At 69.5% G+C, this 20,026-nt stretch carries 19 protein-coding genes and 3 pseudogenes; 7 read left to right on the top strand and 15 right to left on the bottom strand.

Translation table 11 applies throughout. From position 1 onward, the window contains the following. Window positions 1-8 precede the first annotated feature (8 nt). From MCHLDSM_RS37065 to MCHLDSM_RS07040, 5 genes and pseudogenes are all read right to left on the bottom strand, one after another. Window positions 9-589 (bottom strand): annotated as a pseudogene (locus tag MCHLDSM_RS37065) (sugar phosphate isomerase/epimerase family protein); the annotation flags it as partial. Between the two features lies 1 nt (window position 590). Further along, window positions 591-821 (bottom strand): annotated as a pseudogene (locus MCHLDSM_RS40320) (TIM barrel protein); the annotation flags it as partial. A 1-nt stretch (window position 822) separates the two neighbouring features. Next, window positions 823-1,070: pseudogene (locus MCHLDSM_RS39115) on the bottom strand (TIM barrel protein); the annotation flags it as partial. Window positions 1,071-1,187: 117 nt separating this feature from the next. Beyond that, window positions 1,188-2,219, bottom strand: coding sequence for a Gfo/Idh/MocA family protein (locus MCHLDSM_RS07045; protein WP_048469505.1), 1,032 nt, complete (start codon window positions 2,217-2,219; stop codon window positions 1,188-1,190). Between the two features lie 12 nt (window positions 2,220-2,231). Further along, window positions 2,232-3,137 (bottom strand): sugar phosphate isomerase/epimerase family protein, encoded by a 906-nt coding sequence (locus tag MCHLDSM_RS07040; protein ID WP_048469504.1) that lies wholly within the window; start codon window positions 3,135-3,137, stop codon window positions 2,232-2,234. Window positions 3,138-3,309: 172 nt separating this feature from the next. On the opposite strand from MCHLDSM_RS07040, the gene MCHLDSM_RS07035 reads away from it, so the two are divergent. Continuing rightward, entirely contained in the window at window positions 3,310-4,302 is a 993-nt protein-coding gene (locus MCHLDSM_RS07035) for a LacI family DNA-binding transcriptional regulator (protein WP_048469503.1), read from the top strand. Window positions 4,303-4,306: 4 nt separating this feature from the next. Here MCHLDSM_RS07035 and MCHLDSM_RS40075 read toward each other — a convergent pair whose 3' ends face one another. Then, window positions 4,307-4,846 (bottom strand): TetR/AcrR family transcriptional regulator, encoded by a 540-nt coding sequence (locus MCHLDSM_RS40075; RefSeq protein ID WP_048469502.1) that lies wholly within the window; start codon window positions 4,844-4,846, stop codon window positions 4,307-4,309. Between the two features lie 56 nt (window positions 4,847-4,902). Between MCHLDSM_RS40075 and MCHLDSM_RS07025 the strand changes: the two genes are divergently transcribed. The 3 genes from MCHLDSM_RS07025 to bluB are packed head-to-tail and all read left to right on the top strand — an operon-like array spanning window position 4,903 to window position 7,552. Next, the gene (locus MCHLDSM_RS07025) at window positions 4,903-6,108 is read left to right on the top strand and encodes an MFS transporter (RefSeq protein WP_048469501.1); all 1,206 of its coding nucleotides are present in this window, start codon (window positions 4,903-4,905) and stop codon (window positions 6,106-6,108) included. 32 nt (window positions 6,109-6,140) lie between these two features. Then, on the top strand, window positions 6,141-6,914 hold the full coding sequence (cobM, locus tag MCHLDSM_RS07020) for a precorrin-4 C(11)-methyltransferase (RefSeq protein WP_048469500.1): 774 nt from the start codon (window positions 6,141-6,143) through the stop codon (window positions 6,912-6,914). Continuing rightward, window positions 6,911-7,552, top strand: a complete 642-nt coding sequence (gene bluB / locus MCHLDSM_RS07015) for a 5,6-dimethylbenzimidazole synthase (protein WP_048469499.1) — start codon at window positions 6,911-6,913, stop codon at window positions 7,550-7,552. Before cobM ends, bluB begins: the two co-directional genes overlap by 4 nt. Window positions 7,553-7,632: 80 nt before the next feature. Here the strand turns inward: bluB and MCHLDSM_RS07010 are convergent, their stop codons facing one another. The 9 genes from MCHLDSM_RS07010 to MCHLDSM_RS06970 form a co-directional block, all read right to left on the bottom strand. Continuing rightward, window positions 7,633-8,157: a bifunctional adenosylcobinamide kinase/adenosylcobinamide-phosphate guanylyltransferase gene (locus MCHLDSM_RS07010; RefSeq protein ID WP_048469498.1), complete on the bottom strand. Its 525-nt coding sequence runs from the start codon at window positions 8,155-8,157 to the stop codon at window positions 7,633-7,635. Continuing rightward, window positions 8,154-8,894 carry a cobalt-precorrin-6A reductase gene (locus MCHLDSM_RS07005; protein WP_048469497.1) on the bottom strand — a complete coding sequence of 247 codons (741 nt, stop codon included), beginning with the start codon at window positions 8,892-8,894 and terminating at the stop codon, window positions 8,154-8,156. The genes MCHLDSM_RS07010 and MCHLDSM_RS07005 overlap by 4 nt, the downstream gene beginning before the upstream one ends. Beyond that, a complete protein-coding gene (locus MCHLDSM_RS07000) occupies window positions 8,891-10,363 on the bottom strand; it encodes a cobyric acid synthase (RefSeq protein ID WP_048469496.1) in 1,473 nt (490 codons plus the stop codon). Before MCHLDSM_RS07000 ends, MCHLDSM_RS07005 begins: the two co-directional genes overlap by 4 nt. Beyond that, complete coding sequence (gene cobF / locus MCHLDSM_RS06995; RefSeq protein ID WP_048469495.1) at window positions 10,363-11,136, bottom strand: precorrin-6A synthase (deacetylating); 774 nt, start codon at window positions 11,134-11,136, stop codon at window positions 10,363-10,365. The genes MCHLDSM_RS07000 and cobF overlap by 1 nt, the downstream gene beginning before the upstream one ends. 23 nt (window positions 11,137-11,159) lie before the next feature. Continuing rightward, window positions 11,160-12,029, bottom strand: a complete 870-nt coding sequence (locus MCHLDSM_RS06990; protein ID WP_048469494.1) for a LysR family transcriptional regulator ArgP — start codon at window positions 12,027-12,029, stop codon at window positions 11,160-11,162. Between the two features lie 16 nt (window positions 12,030-12,045). Continuing rightward, the gene (gene catC, locus MCHLDSM_RS06985; RefSeq protein WP_048469493.1) at window positions 12,046-12,333 is read right to left on the bottom strand and encodes a muconolactone Delta-isomerase; all 288 of its coding nucleotides are present in this window, start codon (window positions 12,331-12,333) and stop codon (window positions 12,046-12,048) included. Window positions 12,334-12,339: 6 nt separating this feature from the next. Continuing rightward, window positions 12,340-13,209, bottom strand: coding sequence for a catechol 1,2-dioxygenase (catA, locus tag MCHLDSM_RS06980; protein WP_048469492.1), 870 nt, complete (start codon window positions 13,207-13,209; stop codon window positions 12,340-12,342). 61 nt (window positions 13,210-13,270) lie between these two features. Further along, window positions 13,271-14,374 carry a mandelate racemase/muconate lactonizing enzyme family protein gene (locus MCHLDSM_RS06975; RefSeq protein ID WP_048469491.1) on the bottom strand — a complete coding sequence of 368 codons (1,104 nt, stop codon included), beginning with the start codon at window positions 14,372-14,374 and terminating at the stop codon, window positions 13,271-13,273. Further along, a complete protein-coding gene (locus MCHLDSM_RS06970) occupies window positions 14,371-15,285 on the bottom strand; it encodes a LysR family transcriptional regulator (RefSeq protein ID WP_048469515.1) in 915 nt (304 codons plus the stop codon). Before MCHLDSM_RS06970 ends, MCHLDSM_RS06975 begins: the two co-directional genes overlap by 4 nt. A gap of 241 nt (window positions 15,286-15,526) precedes the next feature. Between MCHLDSM_RS06970 and benA the strand changes: the two genes are divergently transcribed. From benA to benC, 3 genes are read left to right on the top strand one after another with little or no spacing between them, the layout of a single operon-like run. Beyond that, window positions 15,527-16,888: a benzoate 1,2-dioxygenase large subunit gene (gene benA / locus MCHLDSM_RS06965; protein WP_048469514.1), complete on the top strand. Its 1,362-nt coding sequence runs from the start codon at window positions 15,527-15,529 to the stop codon at window positions 16,886-16,888. Next, entirely contained in the window at window positions 16,885-17,403 is a 519-nt protein-coding gene (gene benB / locus MCHLDSM_RS06960) for a benzoate 1,2-dioxygenase small subunit (protein ID WP_048469490.1), read from the top strand. The genes benA and benB overlap by 4 nt, the downstream gene beginning before the upstream one ends. 5 nt (window positions 17,404-17,408) lie before the next feature. Then, window positions 17,409-20,003, top strand: a complete 2,595-nt coding sequence (gene benC, locus MCHLDSM_RS06955) for a benzoate 1,2-dioxygenase electron transfer component BenC (protein WP_407661948.1) — start codon at window positions 17,409-17,411, stop codon at window positions 20,001-20,003. The last annotated feature ends 23 nt before the right edge of the window (window positions 20,004-20,026 follow it).

Here is a 20,026-nt window from a genome sequence, read left to right as displayed (position 1 = left end):
TCGGCGGGTCAGCGGTATTTGTTGACGTACTCGGTCATCGTGGCGAGCTGGTAGCGCGAGACATCATGGGCGGCTTCGTCTTCGGCGAACACGCTGGACACCATCACGGTGTCGTCGCGGTCGTAGAAGCCCAGCTTCGCCAGGCCGCCGAAGAACTCGTCCCAATTCACGTCACCGTCGCCGATCTTGAGATGCTGGTGCACCCGCACCGGGTTGCCGGGCGGGTTGGTGATGTAGCGCAGGCCGTGGCTGCGGTGATGATCCATCGTGTCCGCGACGTGCACCAGGCGCAGCTTCTCGCCCGCGGCGGCCATGATCTCGGCCATGTTGCCGCCCATGTGGAAGCTGTGGCAGGCGACGTAGACCATGCCGACGTTCGACGAGTTCACGCCGCGGATGATCCGGATCGCCTCGAGCCCGTCCTCGACGAAGTCGTCGGGGTGCGGGTCGATCCGCACGTCGATACCCTCCCGCTCGAAGATCGGCACGAGCTCCTCCATCGACCGGAAGAACGCCCGCTCCGATTCCTCGGCCTTCTCCGGCCGTCCGGAGAACTCGGTGTTGATCACGTTGACACCGAGGTCGACGGNAGCTCCTCCATCGACCGGAAGAACGCCCGCTCCGATTCCTCGGCCTTCTCCGGCCGTCCGGAGAACTCGGTGTTGATCACGTTGACACCGAGGTCGACGGCGATCTGCACGACGCGCTTCCAGTTGCGCACCGCCGCCTCCCGCGCGTCCTCGTCAGGACCTGACCAGCGCAGCACCGGCAGCACCGACGCGATGCCCACGCCGGCGTCGGCGCACGCCTTGCGGAACTTGNCGCCGCCTCCCGCGCGTCCTCGTCAGGACCTGACCAGCGCAGCACCGGCAGCACCGACGCGATGCCCACGCCGGCGTCGGCGCACGCCTTGCGGAACTTGGCGACCAGCGCGTCGTCGGCGCGCGGATGGTTGAAGAACGGGATGAAATCCCGGTGCGGGGTCAACTGCAGGTACTCGTAGCCCAATTCGGCGACCAGCGCCGGGAACTCGAGCAGCGAGTAGTCGTGGTGGAACGGGGTCGGATCGANCCCGGTGCGGGGTCAACTGCAGGTACTCGTAGCCCAATTCGGCGACCAGCGCCGGGAACTCGAGCAGCGAGTAGTCGTGGTGGAACGGGGTCGGATCGAGGGCGATCTTCACGGTGTCAGGCTCCTGGGATCGAGGCGCGGTCGACCATGTCCACCGCGACGGGTTGTCCGGACTGCAGGGCTTGCACGCCCGCTTCGCAGACGGCGGTGGCGGCGTAGCCGTCCCACGCGGTCGGCCCATCTGTGTAGATCCCCGTGGTGCCACCGGACTGCACTGCGTCGACCCACCGCTGTATCTCCGTGTCGTAGGCGCGCCCGAAGCGCTCCTTGAAGCTCGGGGTGATGGTGCCGCCCCACGTTCCGGGGGCACTCTTGCGGACCAGACCGACATCGAGACCGATCATCGCGCTGCCCTTTTCGGCGACGAGTTCGGTGCGCACCTCGTAGGCGACGCCGGTGGTGACGAACAATTCGACGTCGACGTGCTTGCCGCCCGCGGTGCGCATGATCGCGATCTGCGGATCGAACAGGCCCTCCCGCGCAGCCGGATTCGTTGTCGGCGTGACGATCTGGATCGAGGTGATCTCCTCCCCGAACAGAAAGCGGGTGACGTCCACCTCGTGCACGAGCGAATCCCGCACCGTCATCACCGAATCGAAGTGGTCGGGGACGGCCGGGTTGCGATGCACGCAGTGCAGCACCAACGGGCTGCCGAGCTCACCGCCGTCGAGAAGCGCCTTGAGGCCGGCGTACTCGTCGTCGAAGCGGCGCATGAAGCCGACCTGGATCAGGCGGGTGCCCAGCTCGGCCTCGCGGCGCACCACCTCGAGCGAGGTGTCGACGTCGGTGGTCAGCGGCTTCTCGCACAGCACCGGCTTGCGGTGCTCGAGGCAGGCCAGCAGCTGCTTCTCGTGCGTCGGGCCCGGGGTGGCGAGCACGACGGCGTCGACGTCCGGGTCGGCGATCGCGTCGAGCGGATCGGCGATGGCGCGGCACCCCGGGATGCCGACCGCCACCTGCTCGGCCTTCTCGGCCACGTAGTCGTTGACGACGGCGACCCGGGCGCCGGAGATGCGGGAGGTGATCCGGGCGACGTGATCGGCGCCCATCAGGCCGACGCCGAGGACGGCGATGCGCAGGTCGGACATGGCTTTCGGCTCCTAACGGAAGGTGACGGACGGGACGCCGCAGGACCCGAGGTAGCTCCGGGTGCGCTGGGCGATGGGCAGCGGGGCGTCGACCTCGCAGGGGTACATGTCCTGCTCGACGATCGCGAACACGTCGATGCCGAGACCCTCGACCTCGGCCAGAAGTGAAGGCATGTCGGGGATTCCGCGCGGTGGCTCGGTCATCGCGCCGAGCTTGACGGCCTCACCGAACGGCAGGTCCTCGGCTTCGACCTTGGCCCGCACCTCGGGGTCGACCTGCTTGAGGTGCAGGTAGCCGATGCGCTCAGGTGCCCTTCGGATGATCGCGATGTTGTCCCCACCGCAGTAGGAGATGTGGCCGGTGTCCAGGCACAGGTTGACGAACTCGCCGTCCGTGCCGTCGAGGAACCGGTAGACGTTCTCCTCGGTGTCGACGTGCGAGTCGGCATGGGGGTGGTATTGCGCGCGCACACCGTAGGTCTCGAACATCGCCTTGCCGAGCTCGTTCATGCCCTCGGTCTTCCTGCGCCACTGGTCGGGGGTGAGGACGCGGTCCTCGAGGACCGCACCGGTGGACGGGTCACGCCACATCTCGGGGATCACCACGACGTGCGTGCCGCCGACCGCCGCGGTCAGCCGGGCGACGTCCTCGACCTGGGTCCACACGGCATCCCACGCATCATCCTGATGCAGATGTTCGAACACGGTGCCGGCGGAGAGCTTCAGGCCGCGCGAACCGAGTTCGGCACGAAGCTTTTCCGGGTCGGTGGGCAGGTATCCGTAGGGACCCAGTTCGATCCACTCATAACCGGATTCGGCGACCTCGTCGAGGAAGCGATGATACGGCGTCTGCTGCGGATCGTCGGGAAACCACACCCCCCACGAGTCAGGGGCGGAGCCGACGCGGATGGTGCTCATACAGGAGTCCTTTCGGTGATCCACGAGGAGACGCCCGAGCCACCTCGCCCTTCGACTAACGCGCGTTAGTAACGCGCGTGAGGTCTACTATGAACCGCGCCCCGTGAACGTGTCAACCGTCACTCCTGTGGAGGATCCCGCTGTGAGCACACCCCGCCGACGCCGTCCGACGATGGCTGACGTCGCCGAACGCGCGGGGGTGTCGCGCACGCTGGTGTCGTTCATCCTCGACGGCAAACCCGGCGCCAGCGAGGAGACGCGGCAGCGGGTGCTCGCGATCGCCCGGGAGATCGGCTACCGGCCGGACTCTGCGGCACGTCTGCTGGCCCAGGGGCGCAGCCGCACCCTGGGCGTGATGACCGACGTTCGCCAGCTCTTCCAGGCCGAGCTGGTGACCGAGATCTACCCTGCCGCAGAACATCTGGGCTATGAGGTGCTGCTGTCGGCGAACCTGCCGGACCGCACGGAGGGCGCGGTGGTGGACTCGCTGCTCAGCCACCGCTGCGGGGCGCTCATCCTGCTCGGCCCCAACGAGGAACCGGCCTTCTTCCGCGAGCTGGCGACGCGGGCACCGGTGGTGGTGGCCTGTCGGCGACTGCCGGGGCTGGACGCGGACACCCCGCTGGCGACGGTGCGCACCAACGATGCCAAGGGGATCCGGCAGGCGGTCGACTACCTGGTGGGGCTCGGTCACCGCCGCATCCACCACGTCGACGGCGGCACCGACCCGGGTTCGGCGGACCGGTCACGGGCGTACAAGTCCGCGATGCGCGCACACGGCCTGGCCGACGAGATCACGGTGATTCCCGGGGCGCACAACGAGGAGGCGGGCGCGGCCGCCGCACGCGCGATGCTGGCCGAACCGTCGCTGCCGACGGCGGTACTGGCGGGCAACGACCGCTGCGCACTCGGCATCCTCGACGTGTTCACCCGTGCAGGTATCGCTGTGCCCGAACAGGTTTCACTGGTCGGTTACGACGACAGCCGGCTGTCGGAGAACCCGCGCATCGACCTGACCACGATCCACCAGGACGCACCCCAGATCGCCCGCAACACCGTCGAACTCGCCGTGCAGATGCTCGTCGACGGTGCCCCGCGGACGTCGGACGTCGTGCTGGAGCCGACGCTGATCGTGCGCGGAACGACGGCGGCGCCGCGCGGATGATTGCTCAGGACCCGGCTGCCGAGGCGATCATCCGATCGATCACGGCGAGCAAGCCCTCGTCCGCGGCCGACGGGGCCGGTTGCCCGCCCAGCGCACGGTGTAACGCGTTGTAGTACAGGCCGTCGCCGATCAGCTTGACGGCGCGAGCGGTGTCGAGGTCACCGATCGCCTCGTGCAGGATCGTCAGCCATTCCTCGGCCGCGGCCTCGATCGCCGCCCAGGCCCGGGCGTCACCGGCCTGCCGCAACCGGGACACCGCCACCAGCACCCGGTCCAACGGCGTGCCCGCGTAGTGGGAGGAGCGGACGTAGTAGCGCGCCGGGCCCTCCGCGGCGGTGCGCATCACCTGCGCATCCTCGGCGGCCAGGACCGCCAACCGTTCGCACACCGCGGCGGCGAGCTGGTCTTTCGACGGGAAGTGATACAGCACGCCGCCCTTGGACACCCCGGCGCGCGCTGCCACCGCGTTGATCGTGGCGAACCGCTCACCCTCTTCTGCCAGCAGATCTGCGTAGGCGTCGAGGATGCGGTCGCGCGAGGACATGGGGCCAGCCTAAAACTCGGTGGTTTACTGCACCGTCTGGACGGTACAGTCCGGGCATGCGGACCTACCGTGCTCTGTTCCGGGTGCCGCGCGTCCTGAACATCACGGCCGCGCAGTTGTTCGCGCGGCTGCCGCTGGGCATTCTGTCGCTGGCCGTGCTGGTGCACGTCGAGCACCACACCGGCTCGTACACGCAGGCCGGCGCCGTCGTGGCGTGCCTGACCGTGGGCGAGGCGGTGGCGATGCCGGCCACCTCGAAGCTGGCCGGGCGGGGCAGCAGAACGGCCCCGACGCTGGTGATCTGCGCGATCGTCAACGGGCTGAGCATGCTGGCGCTTGCCGTCACCACCGCCTCGGGCGTGCCGCTGATGGCGCTGGGCCTGCTGGTGGGTGCGTCGGTGCCGCCGTTGATGCCGGTGGTCCGGGCGCTCTACCCCCAGATGCTGCCCCGCGACGGCGTGCGGGCGCTGTTCGCCCTCGACACCACGGCGCAGGAGGTCATCTGGGTCGTCGGCCCGGTCGCGGCGATGACGCTGTCGACGCTGGTCTCGACCGCACTGCCGCTGATCGTGTCGTCCGCGATCACGCTGGCGGGGACTGCGTGGTTCCTGGTGAGCGCGCGAGGGCTGCGTCCGCGCAGCGGATCGCGCACCGGGGCCGGCGGCCGCGTGCTCGGCCGCCGCAGCGTGCTGCTCGCCATGGTCGCCGGGTGCGCACTCGTCGGGTCGTTCACGGCGCTGGAGGTCGGGGTGGTGGCCCAGCTCAGCGGCGACGGGATGACCGCGGGCGCGGCGATCGCACTGGCCAGCGTCGGCTCGGTGGTCGGCGGGCTCACGTGGGGACATCGCCGGCTGGGGCTGCGCGGCATCGTCGCCGCCCTGACCGTCGTCGCGGTGGGAACGTCGTTGTTCGGACTCACCCACGTCCTGGCGCTGCAGTTCTGCGCGCTGTTCGTCTCGGGCCTGGGGTTCGCGCCGGCGATGTCGGCGCTGTACTTCATGGTGTCCCAGGACATCGACGAGAGCGTGGCCACCGAGGCGTTCGGCTGGCTGCACAGCGCCGCCCTGGTCGGGGGCGCGCTGGGCACCGCGACCGCCGGGATTGCCACCGACGCGCACGGCGCATCCGGAGCGGTGATGGTGGGGACGCTGTTCGCCGTGGTCGCCGCGATCAGCCCGCTGGCTGCGCGCGCCACGGGCCGGATCGGCGGACTCGTCGAGCCTGAACCGCTCGCCCGCGCGACGGTGGGTTCGCCGCACTGACCGCTGTCGGCGGCACCTAGACTTCTTCAGCGATGGACGACGACCGGGCAGTGCAGTTCGTCGGCGCCGGCCCGGGGGCCGCGGATCTGCTGACGGTGCGGGCCACGCGCATGCTCGCCGCCGCCGACGTCGTGCTCTACCCGGGCAGCTACCTCGATCCCGAGGTGCTCACCCACTGCTCCCCCGCGGCCGAACTCGTCGACACCGCCGAGCTGGATCTGGACGCCATCGTCGACCGCCTGGTCGCGGGGTATCGCGCCGGGCGCCGGATCGTGCGCCTCGTGTCCGGAGACCCGTCGGTGTACTCGGCGGTCTCCGAGCAGACCCGCCGACTCGACGCGGCGGCCGTGCCGTGGACCGTCACCCCCGGTGTGCCCGCCTACGCAGCCGCAGCCGCCCGCGTCGGCCGTGAGCTCACCGTCCCCCTGGTCGCGCAGTCGGTGGTGCTGACCCGCACCCAGCAGCGCTCGACGGCGATGCCCGCCACCGAGTCGCTCGCCGCGTTCGCGGCGACCCGCGCCACGCTGGTGCTGCACCTGGCCATCACCCGAATCCGGGAGCTGATGGCAGAACTGGTACCCGAGTACGGTTCCGACTGCCCCGTCGTCGTGGTGTACCGCGCCTCCCAGCCGCAGGAGACGGTGCTGCGCGGCACCGTGTCCGACATCGCCGACGCGGTCGAGGCCGCGGGGTTCCGGCAGGCCGCGGTCATCCTCGTCGGCCGCGCCCTGGGCGACCGGCCCGACCCCTGCGCCGGCGAGAGCCATCTCTACGACCCCGCCCGCGACCGCTCGGCCCGCCCGTGACCGCGGGGAAGAAGGCGGCGCTGTACGACGTGATCGGCCGGCGCCGCGACACGCGGCGCGAGTTCACCGGCGAGCCGGTTCCCGACGACGTTCTCGAGCGGGTCCTGCTCGCCGCCCACGCCGCGCCGTCGGTCGGCATGAGCCAGCCGTGGGATTTCGTGCTGGTGCGCTCCCCGCAGACCCTGCGCACCTTCCGCGAGCACGTCGCCGCCGAACGCGAGGAGTTCGCCTCGACTCTGAGCGGCGAACGCGCGCAGACGTTTTCACGCATCACGATCGAGGGGATCTGCGAATCCGGCCTGGGCGTCGTGGTCGGCTACGACGCGACGCGCGGCGGGCCGCAGGTGCTCGGCCGGCATGCGATTCCGGACGCGGGCCTCTATTCGGTGGTGTGCGCGATCCAGAATCTCTGGCTCGCCGCCACCGCCGAAGGCCTCGGCGTCGGCTGGGTGTCGTTCTACCGCGAGGACTTCCTGCGTGGGCTGATCGGCATGCCCGACCATGTCCGTCCCGTCGCATGGCTGTGTGTCGGAGCGGTCGCCGAGCTGCCCGACGTGCCCGACCTCGAGCGGTTCGGTTGGCGCGCACGGACTTCCCTGGACTCGGTGCTGCATCAGGAGACCTACCGCGCCCACTGAAGTCGCCCAAACCGACAAACGGGTGCGAAAAGGGCCCCTTTTCGCGCCGGTTTCTCGGTTTGGGCGTAGGAAACAGGGAGTCACAGGCGCAGGACGCGGCCCGCGATCACCAGGTGCACCTCGCCGCAGACAGCGGCGACGCGCTGGTTGACGGTGCCCAGCAGATCCCGGAACAACACCCCCGAGCGGTGCGCCGGCACCACGCCGAGCCCCACCTCGTTGGTGACGATCACCGCCTGCGGCATCCGCTCGAGCACGTCACACAGCGCGTCGACCCGCGCCCCGACCAGATCGTGGACGTCGGCCGACCTCGCCTCCCACAAGCCCGCGTCGTCGACGACGGCCACCACCCAGGTGCTCAGGCAGTCGACGAGCACCGGGCCGTCGACGGCGGCGAGGGCGCCGGTGAGGTCAGCGGTCTCGACGGTCTGCCAGTCGGATGATCGCCGGGCGCGGTGCGCGGCGACGCGGTCGTCCCAGTCGGGATCGCTGCCGTCGGCCGCGCGGCCGGGCGCGACGTAGGTGACGCGACCGGCGTCGGCCAGCAGCGCTTCGGCGTGCCGCGACTTGCCGGACCGGACGCCGCCGGTGACGAGGATCCTCACCAGGTCATCGTAGAGAGCGCGCGTACCCAGTCCACTGCGTCCGCGACGTCGGTGACGGTGGCGACTCCGGGCGCGCGGGCGGGGCGACGCACGATGACGACGGGGACACCGAGTTGCTGCGCGGCGTCCATCTTCGGCCAGGTGTACTCACCACCGGAGTCTTTGGTGATCAGCACATCGCTGCGGTGCTCCCGCATCAGGGCCAGCTCCCCGGGCAGCGCGTACGGACCCCGGCTGGTGACCAGCCGCCACCGCGGCGGCAGCACGTCGTCGGGGGCCTGCACCACGCGGGCGAGAACGTCGTGTCCGCTCAGGGCGGGCAGGAAGCGTGCGAGTTCCTGTCGCCCGACGGTCAGGAACGGCCGCCGCCCCAGCTGTGCGGCCACGGCGGCGGCGTCATCGTGGGAGTCCGCCCAGTGCCACGAGTCACGCGAGCGCTCAGCCCAGCCGGGCCGTTCCAGCCGCAGCAGGGGCACGCCGCCGGTACCGCAGGCTTCCGCCGCGTTCCCCGAGATCGTCTTCGCGAACGGATGCGTCGCATCCACGACCGCATCGAATTCGGCCAGCGCGGAACGTAATCCGTCGACGCCACCGAAACCGCCGATGCGGACCTCACCGACGGGCAGGCGGGGATCGGCGACGCGCCCGGCCAGCGACGTCGTCACCTCGCCCAGCGGGGCGAGCTTCTCGGCGAGCTCCCGGGCCTCGGCGGTGCCGCCGAGCAGCAGGATCCTCACGGGGCACCCGGCGGCAGGAACGGCAGACCGGCCGGCGCACCCCGGTGGGCGAGATCGACCAGCGCGTCGACGTCGAGGTGCTGCTCGACCAGATCCCCGAGCAGGTCGATGCGCCGCTCGCGGGCGGCGGGGAAGGACACTCCCGACGCGGCGATGCCGAGCGTCTCCCCCAGGAACCGCGCGCGCAGCGCGTCGCCCTCCAGGGCACCGTGCCACATCGTCCCGAACACCGATCCCTGGCGCACGCCGCCGAGGAACTCCTCCGCGACACTCAGCGCCGTGATGCGGCCGTGGTGGATCTCGTAGCCGGACGCCGGCGTCCCCGCCCATGAACCGGTGGGTAGCCGAAGTGCCTTCTCTGCAACGAAATCGGTCTCGACGTCGAGCAGGCCGAGTCCGTCGACCTCGGTGGCCGTCCCCTCCACGCCCGCGGGATCGCGGACCGTCCGGCCCAGCATCTGGAAACCCCCGCAGATGCCGAGCACCGGCTTGCCCGCTGCGGCGTGGGCCAGCACGGCGTGGTCGAGTCCGCGGGAACGCAGCCACGCCAAGTCGGCGATCGTGGACCGCGTGCCCGGCAACACGATGAGGTCGGCATCGGTCAGAGCAGCGGGATGCGCGGCGAAGACCACGTCGAGCTCGGGTTCCAGACCCAGCGCATCGACATCGGTGAAGTTGCTGATGCGCGGCAGCCGGAGCACCGCGACCCGGCGGGCACCTGACCGCGGCGAGCGTCTGCCGGTGAGTTCCAGGGCGTCCTCGGAATCGAGCCAGACGTCGGGTTGCCAGGGCAGTGTTCCGAACACCGTTCGGCCGGTGACCTTTTCGAGATCGGCCAGGCCCGGTTGCAGCAGTGCCAGGTCGCCGCGGAACTTGTTGACGACGAACCCGGCGACGAGAGCCTGGTCGTCGGGTGACAGCAGTGCGACGGTGCCCAGGAAGGCTGCGAACACGCCGCCGCGGTCGATGTCCCCGACCACTACGGTCGCCAGTCCGGCGTGGCGGGCGAGTCCCATGTTGACGTAATCGCCTGCGCGCAGGTTGATCTCGGTCGGGCTGCCGGCGCCTTCGGCGACGACGACGTCGAAGCGCGACGCCAGGTCGTCGTAGGCGGCGTGGGCGGCCACGGCCAGCGCGCGCCGGCCCTCGAGCCAGTCCGACGACGACACCTCGCCCCACGGTTTACCCATCAGCACGACGTGGCTGCGACGGTCGCTGCCCGGCTTGAGCAGAACCGGGTTCATCGCCGCCTCCGGCGTGACCCGTGCGGCCACGGCCTGAATCCATTGCGCACGGCCGATTTCCACGCCCCCGACCGGTGCGGCACAGACCATCGAGTTGTTCGACATGTTCTGCGCCTTGTACGGCGCGACCCGGATACCGCGGCGGGCCAGTGCCCGGCACAACCCGGTGGTCACCAGGGTCTTGCCGGCGTCGCTCGTGGTACCCGCGATCAGCAGCCCGGCCATCACGGTCTCCTGATCAGGAACAGATCCATCACCCAGCCGTCACGCGCCTCGGCGGCGGCCCGGGCCTCGGGCAGGGCGGGCAGCACGTCACCGAGCCGCCCGGTCAGCAGACGTTCCCCGGGGGCGCCGAGGTTGGCGCCCCACCAGATCGTCCAGTCGTGCAGGCCGGTGAAGTCGAGGCGCTGCGGCGGCGGGTTGAGCATCGCGACGAGGTTGTCGACGCCGGCGGCGACGGCCTCCTGCAGCCGCCGGCCGGTGGTGATGTGAACCGACCGGCCCACCTCGTGCAGCACGATGCGGTGCCGGGCGGCCAGGAGCGAGGGCGCGCTGATGCCGGGCAGCACGTCGTAGTCGACGTCGACCTGTCCGCGCAGGAGAGCGCGCACCTTGTCGACGACGCGAATGGTCGAGTCGTACAGCGACGGGTCGCCCCACACCAGGAACGCGGCCGTGCCGCCGCGGCGCCGCAGCACCTCGGCGTAGCGCTCGGCGCGGGCGTCGTGCCAATCGGTGACGGCAGATTCATAACCCGGGGTGCTCAATCCGGCCGAGCGGTCCCGCGGCGGGTCGGGCACCGCGATCACCTCCGCCGGCCCGCGCGGACCGGGGTGGGCGTCGACGATCACGCGGCGCAGCGCGAGCAGCGGATCGTCGTCGGACTTCTCGGCGGCCAGCACGTAGTCAACCGACCGCAACGCGTCGGCGACCTCACGCGTCACGTGCTCAGGCCCCATCCCGACGCCGAGGATCCGAACCCTGACCGGCGCATCCATGCCCCGATTGTCCCTGGCCCGGGTCAGCGGGACCGGAGCAGGTCCGCTGCGGCCGCGGACACGGCGTCGGTCACCAGGTCGACGGTCGGGCTGTCGAGCTTCCAGCACTGCCAGTACAGCGGCACGTCGAGGTGCTCGTCGCAGATCCGCACGAACGTGCTGTCGATCAGCTGCTCGGGATACATCCCCCACCCCAGACCGGCGTGCACGGCCGCACCGAAGCCTGCCGCGGTCGGCACGTAGTGCACGGGGCGCCGGAGGACAGTCCCGAACGCCTTGCGCAGCAACTGGTCCTGCAGCGCGTCGTCACGGTTCCACGCCAAAGACGGTGCGCGCCCGGCAGCGTCGGCGGTGAAGCCGTCCGGCAGATGGCGTGCCACGAAGTCGGGCGTGGCCACCGGCCGGTACCGCATGACGCCGAGCGGACGCACCCGGCATCCGGTCACCGCGGCGCGTTCGGTGGTGACCGCACCCATCACGACGCCTTCGCGCAGCAGGCGCGCGGAGTGGTCCTGATCCTCGATGCGCAGATCGAGCAGCGCGTCGGTCAGCCGGTCGAACACACCGGTGAACCAGGTCGCCATCGAATCCGCGTTGACGGCCAGCGCGATCCGGGGCCGCTCAGCCGAGCCGCCCCGCATCTCGGCGAGCGCCTCGGCCTCCAGGAGCGCGGTCTGCGCCGCCAACCGCAGGAGCGGAACGCCCGCAGCTGTTGCAACACAGGGCTTCTCACGCAAGATCAGGACCTGGCCGACGCGCTGCTCGAGGGCCTTGATGCGCTGGCTGATCGCCGACGGCGTGACATGCAGGTGCGTGGCCGCCGCGTCGAAGCTGCCGAACTCCACGACCGCCGCGAGCGCGGCGAGCTGACCGCTGTCCACCTGGCCCGCCACAGGGCAATGCTAAGCCTCAGACGGCGACGGCGATGTCGGAGGGGTGTGCCGCCAACGGGGTCACGGCGATGCTCATGAACGGGAACAGCGGCAGCCCTGACAGGATCTGGTGCAGTTCGTCGTGGGAGTCGACGTCGAAGATCGAGTAGTTCGCGTACTCGCCGACGATGCGCCAGATGTGCGGCCACTTCCCCGACCGCTGCAGGTCCTGGGAGTACTCCTTCTCCCGGCTGATCAGCGCAACCCGTTCCTGCGGGTCCAGTCCGGCGGGCAGCCGGACGTCCATCCGGACGTGATACAGCATTGCGGCTCAGCCTTTTTCGGGATCGAGCACGAAGTCGTAGACGATCTTCTGCGAGCCGTCGGGCATCGACTGCGGGTCGAGGACCAGCTCGGGCTTGACCGCGTCGGCGATGTCGTCGTCGTTGTGCGGGTCGCCGGGGAAGTACAGCTGTGCGGTGAGCTGCTCGTGGCCGGGAGCCGACACCTTGACGTGCAGGTGGGCCGGACGCCAAGCGTGCCAGCCGGCGGCGGCGATCAGCTTGCCGCACGAACCGTCGGTGGGGATCTGATAGGGCGCGGGCCGGACGGTGGTGATCTCGAAGGCGCCGTCGGGGTCGGTGGTGAAGGTGCCGCGGAGATTCCACTCCGGCAGGTTCGGCGCGAACTGCGAGTACAGGCCGTCGGCGTCGGCGTGCCACAGCTCGACGGTGCCCGGCAGTGCAGTGCCGTCGGTCGACGTGATGCGTCCTTCCCACACCAGGCGGGTGCCGTCCTCGTGGTCGCGCATCGGGATGGTCCCGTGCGCCCCACACTCAGGCGAACCCGGCACATAGTAGGGCCCCTCGATGGTCCCCTTGTTGCCCTGGCGGTGGTCGGTGGCGACGTCCTCGACGACGTGCTCGACCCAGACGTCGAGGAACAGAGGCCACTCGCCGTCGGCGCCGACGTTGATCAGCCATGCCTTGAGCGCGTTGTATTCGTCGTAGGTGACCCGGTGCCGGCGGATGGTGTCGTGCACCGCGGAGAGGACCTCGCGGGCCAGCAGATCGACGCGTTCGGTCGGCGTGTTCTTGACCGCCTCGAACGGTGACTTGTCGGTGTGGAACCGATCGGTCGCCGACGCGCCGGACGCGGCGGCCGTGGCGACCTCGGTGGCGGTTGTCTCGGTGGTTGTCATGGTCGTGCTCTTTTCTCTGGGTTGTCGTTTGGTTGTTCCGGTCGGCTGATACCGGGGGTCTTCAGTGGTCCGTGCGGTAGCGGGCGAGCTTGTCGGGGTCGATCTCGATCCCCAGGCCCGGTCCCGCGGGCACATGCAGTTCGCCGTCGCGGATGCGCAGCGGCGCAGCCAGCAGATCGTCGGACATGTCCAGGAAGTTGGACAGCTCGCCGGCACGGCGCGCCGTGCGCTCGAACGCGGCGCCGAAGGCCACCGCGCAGGCGGTGCCGACCTGGCCGTCGATCTGGTTGCCGATGACGACCTCCAGGCCCAGTCCCTCGGCGAGGTGATGCACGCGCTGCGAGCCGGTGAACCCGGTGCGTGCGGTCTTGATGCTGACCGCCGTGGCCGAGCCGGCCAGCACCTCGCGGGTGACGTCGGCCGGGGTGGGCACCGACTCGTCGGCGATGAACGGCACCTGCAGGTGGCTGACCAGCCACCGCCGGCCCAGGACGTCGTCGGCCGGGCACAGTTCCTCGGCGAACAGCAGATCGAGGTCGGCCATCTGCGTCATGGCCCGCAAAGCCTCTGCGGCGCTCCAGCCGCGGTTGGCGTCGACGTAGAGCTCGACGGTGTCACCGAAGTGCTCGCGCAGCGCCCGCACCACCGCGGTGTCCAGCTCGATCGGGCGACGCCCGACCTTCACCTTGAACGTCCGGATGCCGTAGCGGTCCACGATGCGCTCGGCCTCGGTCACCATCGCCTCCGGGGAGTCGAAGCCCAACATGTGACTCACCCGCATGCGATTGGTGTAGCCGCCCAGCAGGTCACTGACGGGCAGGTCCAGGCTGCGGCCCAGCGCATCCCAGATCGCCATGTCCACAGCGGCTTTCGCGGTCGGATTGCCGACGGTGCGCGCCAGGCGGGCGGTGACGACTTCGCGTTCGGTCAGCCGCAGGCCGACGATCTGGGGGGCGAAGATCTGCCGGATCACCGCGAGGATGCCGTCCTGCGTCTCGCCGTAGGTGAAGGGGCGCGGCGGTGCCTCGGCCACGCCGACGACGCCTTCGTCGGTGTGCACCCGGACCAGCACGTGGTCGGCCGAGTGCACCTCGCCGGAAGCGAACCTGAGCGGCTTGCTGTACGGGATCGAGAACGGAACAGCCTCTACGGCAGTGATTTTCATGATCGTCCCTGGGTGTGCGCGAAATCGGTGGTGGAGGTCAGCCCGGCGGAGAGCAGTGCGACGACGGCGTCAACGACGGGGTTGTCGACACCTCGGCGCCACGCCAGCGCGAGCTCGATGGTGCCGCTGTCGGTCAGGTCGCGGAACACGACGCCGTGCAGTGCCAGTGCCCGCACCGAGGCCGGCACCACCGCGACGCCGAGACCGGCCGCCACGAGCGCGAGCAGCACCGCGGTGCTCGGGGCGCTGTACTCGCGGTGGGGTACGAAGCCGGCGCGCCGGCAACTGCGCGCCACGGCATGGTTGACCGCGGAGTCGGGGCTGGCGTAGCCGACGAACGGTTCGCTGCGCAGATCCGCCACCGCGACCACGGGTTCGACGGCCAGCCGGTGGTCGGCCGACACCGCCAGCACCAGCTGTTCGAGGTCGATGGTGCGGATCTCGATGTCCTCGCCGACGGCCGGCGGGCGCAGCACACCGACGTCGAGGGTGCCCGATCGCAGGCCCTCGCACTGGTCGGGGGTGAGCACGTCGGAGCGGATGTCGAGCGCCACCCCCGGCAGCTCCCGCCGCACGATCCGCGCGATGCGGGGCAGATGGGAGAACGCGGCGGTGCCGGTCATCCCCAGCCGCAGCAGGCCGGTGCGGCCGGCCGCGATACGGCGCACCCCGCGTTCGGCTTCGTCGACGCCCGTGAGGATCCGTCCGGCCTCGGCGCGCAGGAACTCCCCGGCCGGCGTCAGCGACACCCGGCGGGTGGTGCGGGTGAACAGCGTGGCGTCCAGTTCGCTTTCCAGCTGCCGGATCGCATACGACAGTGCCGGCTGCGCGATGTGCAGCTGCTCGGCCGCTTGACCGAAGTGACAGGTATCGGCCACGGCGACGAAGTAGCGGAGATGGCGCAACTCCATGTCCAGTCCTTCCGGCTTCGCGTCGATGTCCCAGGCCTCAGAGGGTTGCCCGGTGTGATCACCGACACGGTTGACGCTAGACCGCCAATCCATCGATGACAAAGACCTATTTGTGCTCTATTCATCGATGCCAATGGTCAATAGACGTCCAGGTCAGGACTGGCAATTCACCTAGTGTGACCGGCACCACGCGGTGACAGTGTTCGGGGAAGCATCACACGAACGCTCGCTGGAGGCACCTGTGACCACATCCCTGAACCACGTCGCCGACGTCCTTTCCGACGCCGTCATCGACGACCCGGACGCCGGCGTCTTCCGGACCAACCGGCGCATCTTCACCGACGAGGACGTCTTCGAACTCGAGATGACACACATCTTCGAGGGCAACTGGATCTACCTCGCCCACGAGAGCCAGGTGCCGAACCCGGGCGACTACTTCACCACCTACATCGGGCGCCAGCCCGTCGTCATCACCCGCGACAAGAACGGCGACCTGCACTTACTCATCAACGCGTGCGCACACCGCGGCGCCATGGTCTGCCGGCGCAAGACCGACAACCGAATGACCCTGACGTGCCCGTTCCACGGCTGGACGTTCCGCAACGACGGGACCCTGCTGAAGGTCAAGGACCCCGACGGGGCGGGTTACCCGGAGACGTTCAACGTCGGCGGCAGCCACAACATGACGAAGGTCGCCCGGTTCGAGGGGTACCGCGGCTTCCTGTTCGGCAGCCTCAACGACGACGTACTGCCCCTCACCGAGCACCTCGGTGACGCCACCACGGTGATCGACATGCTCGTCGATCAGTCCCCCGACGGTCTGGAAGTGCTGCGCGGCTCGTCGACGTACACCTACGACGGCAACTGGAAAGTACAGGCGGAGAACGGCGCCGACGGCTACCACGTCACCGCGACGCACTGGAACTACGCCGCCACCACCAGCAGACGCACCACCGGCGAGTCGACGAACGACACCAAGGCACTCGACGCCGGCGGCTGGGGCAAGTCGGGCGGCGGGTACTGGTCGTTCCCGCACGGGCACCTGTGCCTGTGGACCTGGGCGGCCAATCCACAGGACCGCCCGTTGTGGGACCGACTCGACGAACTCAAGGACAGGTTCGGCGACGCCAAGGGCGACTTCATGGTCAAGGGCTCACGCAACCTGTGCATCTATCCGAACGTCTATGTGATGGACCAGTTCTCGACGCAGATCCGACACTTCCGGCCCATCGCACCGGACAAGACCGAGGTCACCATCTACTGCATCGCGCCGAAGGGGGAGAGCGCGGCCGCCCGCTCCCAACGGATCCGCCAGTACGAGGACTTCTTCAACGCCTCCGGGATGGCGACCCCCGACGACCTCGAGGAATTTCGGTCCTGCCAGCTGACGTTCCGCGCGAGCGCGGCCCCGTGGAACGACATGAGCCGGGGTGCTCAGCACTGGCTGACGGGACCCGACGAGGTGGCCACGTCGCTGGGGATGGACGGGGTGATCTCCGCGGGTGTCAAGAACGAGGACGAGGGTCTCTACCCCGTTCAGCACGGCTACTGGCTCGAGACGATGCGCCGCGCGGTGCGCGGGCAGGAGGAGAACGGACGATGACCGAGACGATCGAGACGACCGGGAAACTCGTCACGCAGAACATGATCGAGCAGTTCCTCTACCGCGAGGCACGCTATCTCGACGATCGCGAGTTCGAGAAATGGCTCGACTGCTATGCCGACGACGTCGTGTACTGGATGCCGGCGTGGACCGACGACGACCGACTGGTCGAGGACCCGCAGCGCGACATCTCGCTGATCTACTACGCCAACAAGGGCGGCCTCGAGGACCGGGTGTTCCGGATCCGCACCGAACGCTCGTCGGCCACCTCGATACCGGAGCCGCGCACCAGTCACAACATCAGCAACGTGGAAGTGATCGAGCGCCGCGGCGATCTCGTCGACGTCCGATTCAACTGGCACACCATGTATTTCCGCTATCACACCATCGATCCGTATTACGGAACCTCGTTCTACACCGTCGACTTCACCGGCGAGCAACCTCTGATCCGCCGCAAGACCGTCGTGCTCAAGAACGATTACATCCACCACGTGGTGGACGTCTACCACTTCTAGAGGAGATCGCCGTGACCGCTGTGTCACCCCCCGCACCCAACCGGAACCCGGCCGACGTGTACTCCGTGGCGCTGTCGTTCGAAGACGGCGTCACCCGGTTCGTCAGCTGTCGCGGCGACCAGACCGTCGCCGACGCGTCCTATCGACAGCGCATCAACATCCCACTGGACTGCCGCGACGGAGCGTGCGGAACGTGCAAGGCCCTGTGTGAATCCGGAAGTTACGACGGAGGGACCTACATCGACGACGCGCTGTCCGCCGACGAGGCGGATGCCGGGTACGTGCTGCCGTGCAGCATGCGGCCCCGCTCCGATCTAATTCTGCAGATCGCCGGTACGTCCGACCTCGCCAAGACCCAGGCGGCCAGCTACACCGGTACGCTGACCGAGCTGCGTCGACTGTCCGCGACCACCGTCAAGATCGGGATCGACATCCCCAACCGCAACGAATTGGCCTTCCTGCCCGGCCAATACGTCAACATCACGGTACCCGGCACCGATCAGAGCCGGTCGTACTCGTTCTCCAACGCGCCCCACGAAAGCCGGCTCACCTTCCTGATCAAGCTCAGCCCCGGCGGCGCGATGTCGGGTTACCTGACCGGCCGCGCCGCCGTCGGGGACACCCTCACCTTCACCGGCCCGAACGGGTCGTTCTTCCTCCGCGAAGCCGAGCGGCCGGTGCTGCTGCTGGCCGGCGGCACCGGACTCGCGCCCATTCTGTCGATGCTGCGCGCGATGCACGCCGCCGGCAGCACCCGCCGGGCGCATCTCATCTACGGGGTCAGCACCGATGAGGACCTCACCGCGCTCGACGAGATCGCCGAAATCGACTCGGCGATGGATACTTTCACGTGGGACCACTGTGTGTCCGACCCGGGCAGCTCGGCGCCGAACCGGGGGCCCGACCGGGCGTACGTCACCAGCCTCATCGATCTGGAACACCTCCACGGCGGCGACGTCGCGATCTACCTGTGCGGGCCACCGCCCATGGTCGAGTCGGTGCGCACCCACCTCAACCGCGCCGGGCTCGAGCCCACCGGCTTCTACTACGAGAAGTTCGGTCTGGTGAAGACCGGCGCTGCCACCTCACGGACCGCCGGAGACGCAGGTTCGGCCACAGAGGTCGACGAGGACCAGATCCTGCCGGCGCCGGAAGCGCGCACCCTCGCCGGCCAGTCCGTGCTGCCCGCGCGGGAGTTCCCACCCCTGCCCGCGGCGGGGCCGGTCCGTGACGACGGTGACCTCGCCCGGCGTATCGCCGGTCAACTGATGACCGCGCCCGTCGCCGCAGCCGCGCGGCCCGACGAGCCGGCCGTCGTCAGCGCCGACGGCTACCAGATCGGCGAGGAGCACCCCGAGGTGCGCGAGTCCGACGCACTGTTCGAGGCACGCTCGGCACTGGAACTCGGCGCGCTCGAACTGACCGTCGGCCGGCTTTCCAGCACGCAACTCGCCGGCTACCGCCTCCTCGCCGAATCGACGTTGCCCTATGTCGACGGTGACCACTTCGTCGATGCCGCGCAGTACACCGAGACCAACGCCGCCTTCCACGACTACCTGTTCACCCTCACCGGCAACGAACATCTGTTGCACGCCTATCAGGCGCTCGGCGTCAAAGGACGGATGAGCGAGGTGCTCAGCGAGGCGACCTGGTGCTATCCGTTGTGTGCCCGCGACCACGTCGACATCGTCGGGGCGTTCGAATCCGGCGACCGCGACGCCGCCCGGGAGCTCATCCTCGCCCACGCCGAGCGGTCGAAGCAGACCATGCGCCGCGCGATGGCCGACTCCGCGACCGCGGCGGCCCCGGTCTTCGTGACCCCGGGCCGGTTCGCCGGCAAGGTCGTCATCGTCACCGGTGCGGCCCAGGGCATCGGGGAGCGCACCGCCCGGCGAATCCACGCCGAAGGCGGAACCGTGGTTCTCGCCGACCGGTACCCACTGGTCGAAGCCCTCGCCGGCCAGCTCGCCGGCGAGAGCCGGTCAGCCGTGGCGGTGACCGCTGATCTCGAGCACATCGACGGCGCGGAAGACGTTGTTCAGCAGACACTCTCGGCCTACGGACGCATCGACGTACTGGTCAACAACGTCGGCGGGGCGATCAACTTCAAGCCGTTCACCGAGTTCAGCGCCGCCGAGATCCGCTCCGAGATCGACCGCTCGCTGATGACCACGCTGTATGCGTGCCGTGCAGCGCTGCCCGCCATGGTGCACCGCGGCCGCGGCGTCATCGTCAACGTGTCGTCGGCGGCCACCCGGGGCATCCACCGCGTCCCGTACTCGGCCGCCAAGGGCGGCATCAACGCGATCACCGCGTCGCTGGCGATGGAGTACGCCGACGCGGGCATCCGGGTGGTCGCCACCGCGCCCGGCGGCACGGCCGCACCCCCGCGGCGGATCTCCCGCGGCACCCCCGAGCCGTCGAGCTCCACCGAGCAGGCCTGGTTCGACGCCCACATCGAGCAGACCATCACCTCGTCCCTGCTCAAGCGTTACGGCACACTCGACGAACAGGCGGCCGCAATCTGCTTCCTGGCCTCCGACGAGGCGTCCTACATCACCGGCACCGTGCTGCCCGTCGCCGGCGGCGACCTCGGCTGACCCTGGACGCCTACGATGAGCAC

The sequence above is a fragment of the Mycolicibacterium chlorophenolicum genome, assembly GCF_001044235.1.
In the GTDB taxonomy this organism is placed as follows: domain Bacteria; phylum Actinomycetota; class Actinomycetes; order Mycobacteriales; family Mycobacteriaceae; genus Mycobacterium; species Mycobacterium chlorophenolicum.
Note: the sequence above shows the minus strand (reverse complement) of the source record. Positions and strands in the feature narration are given on the sequence as shown.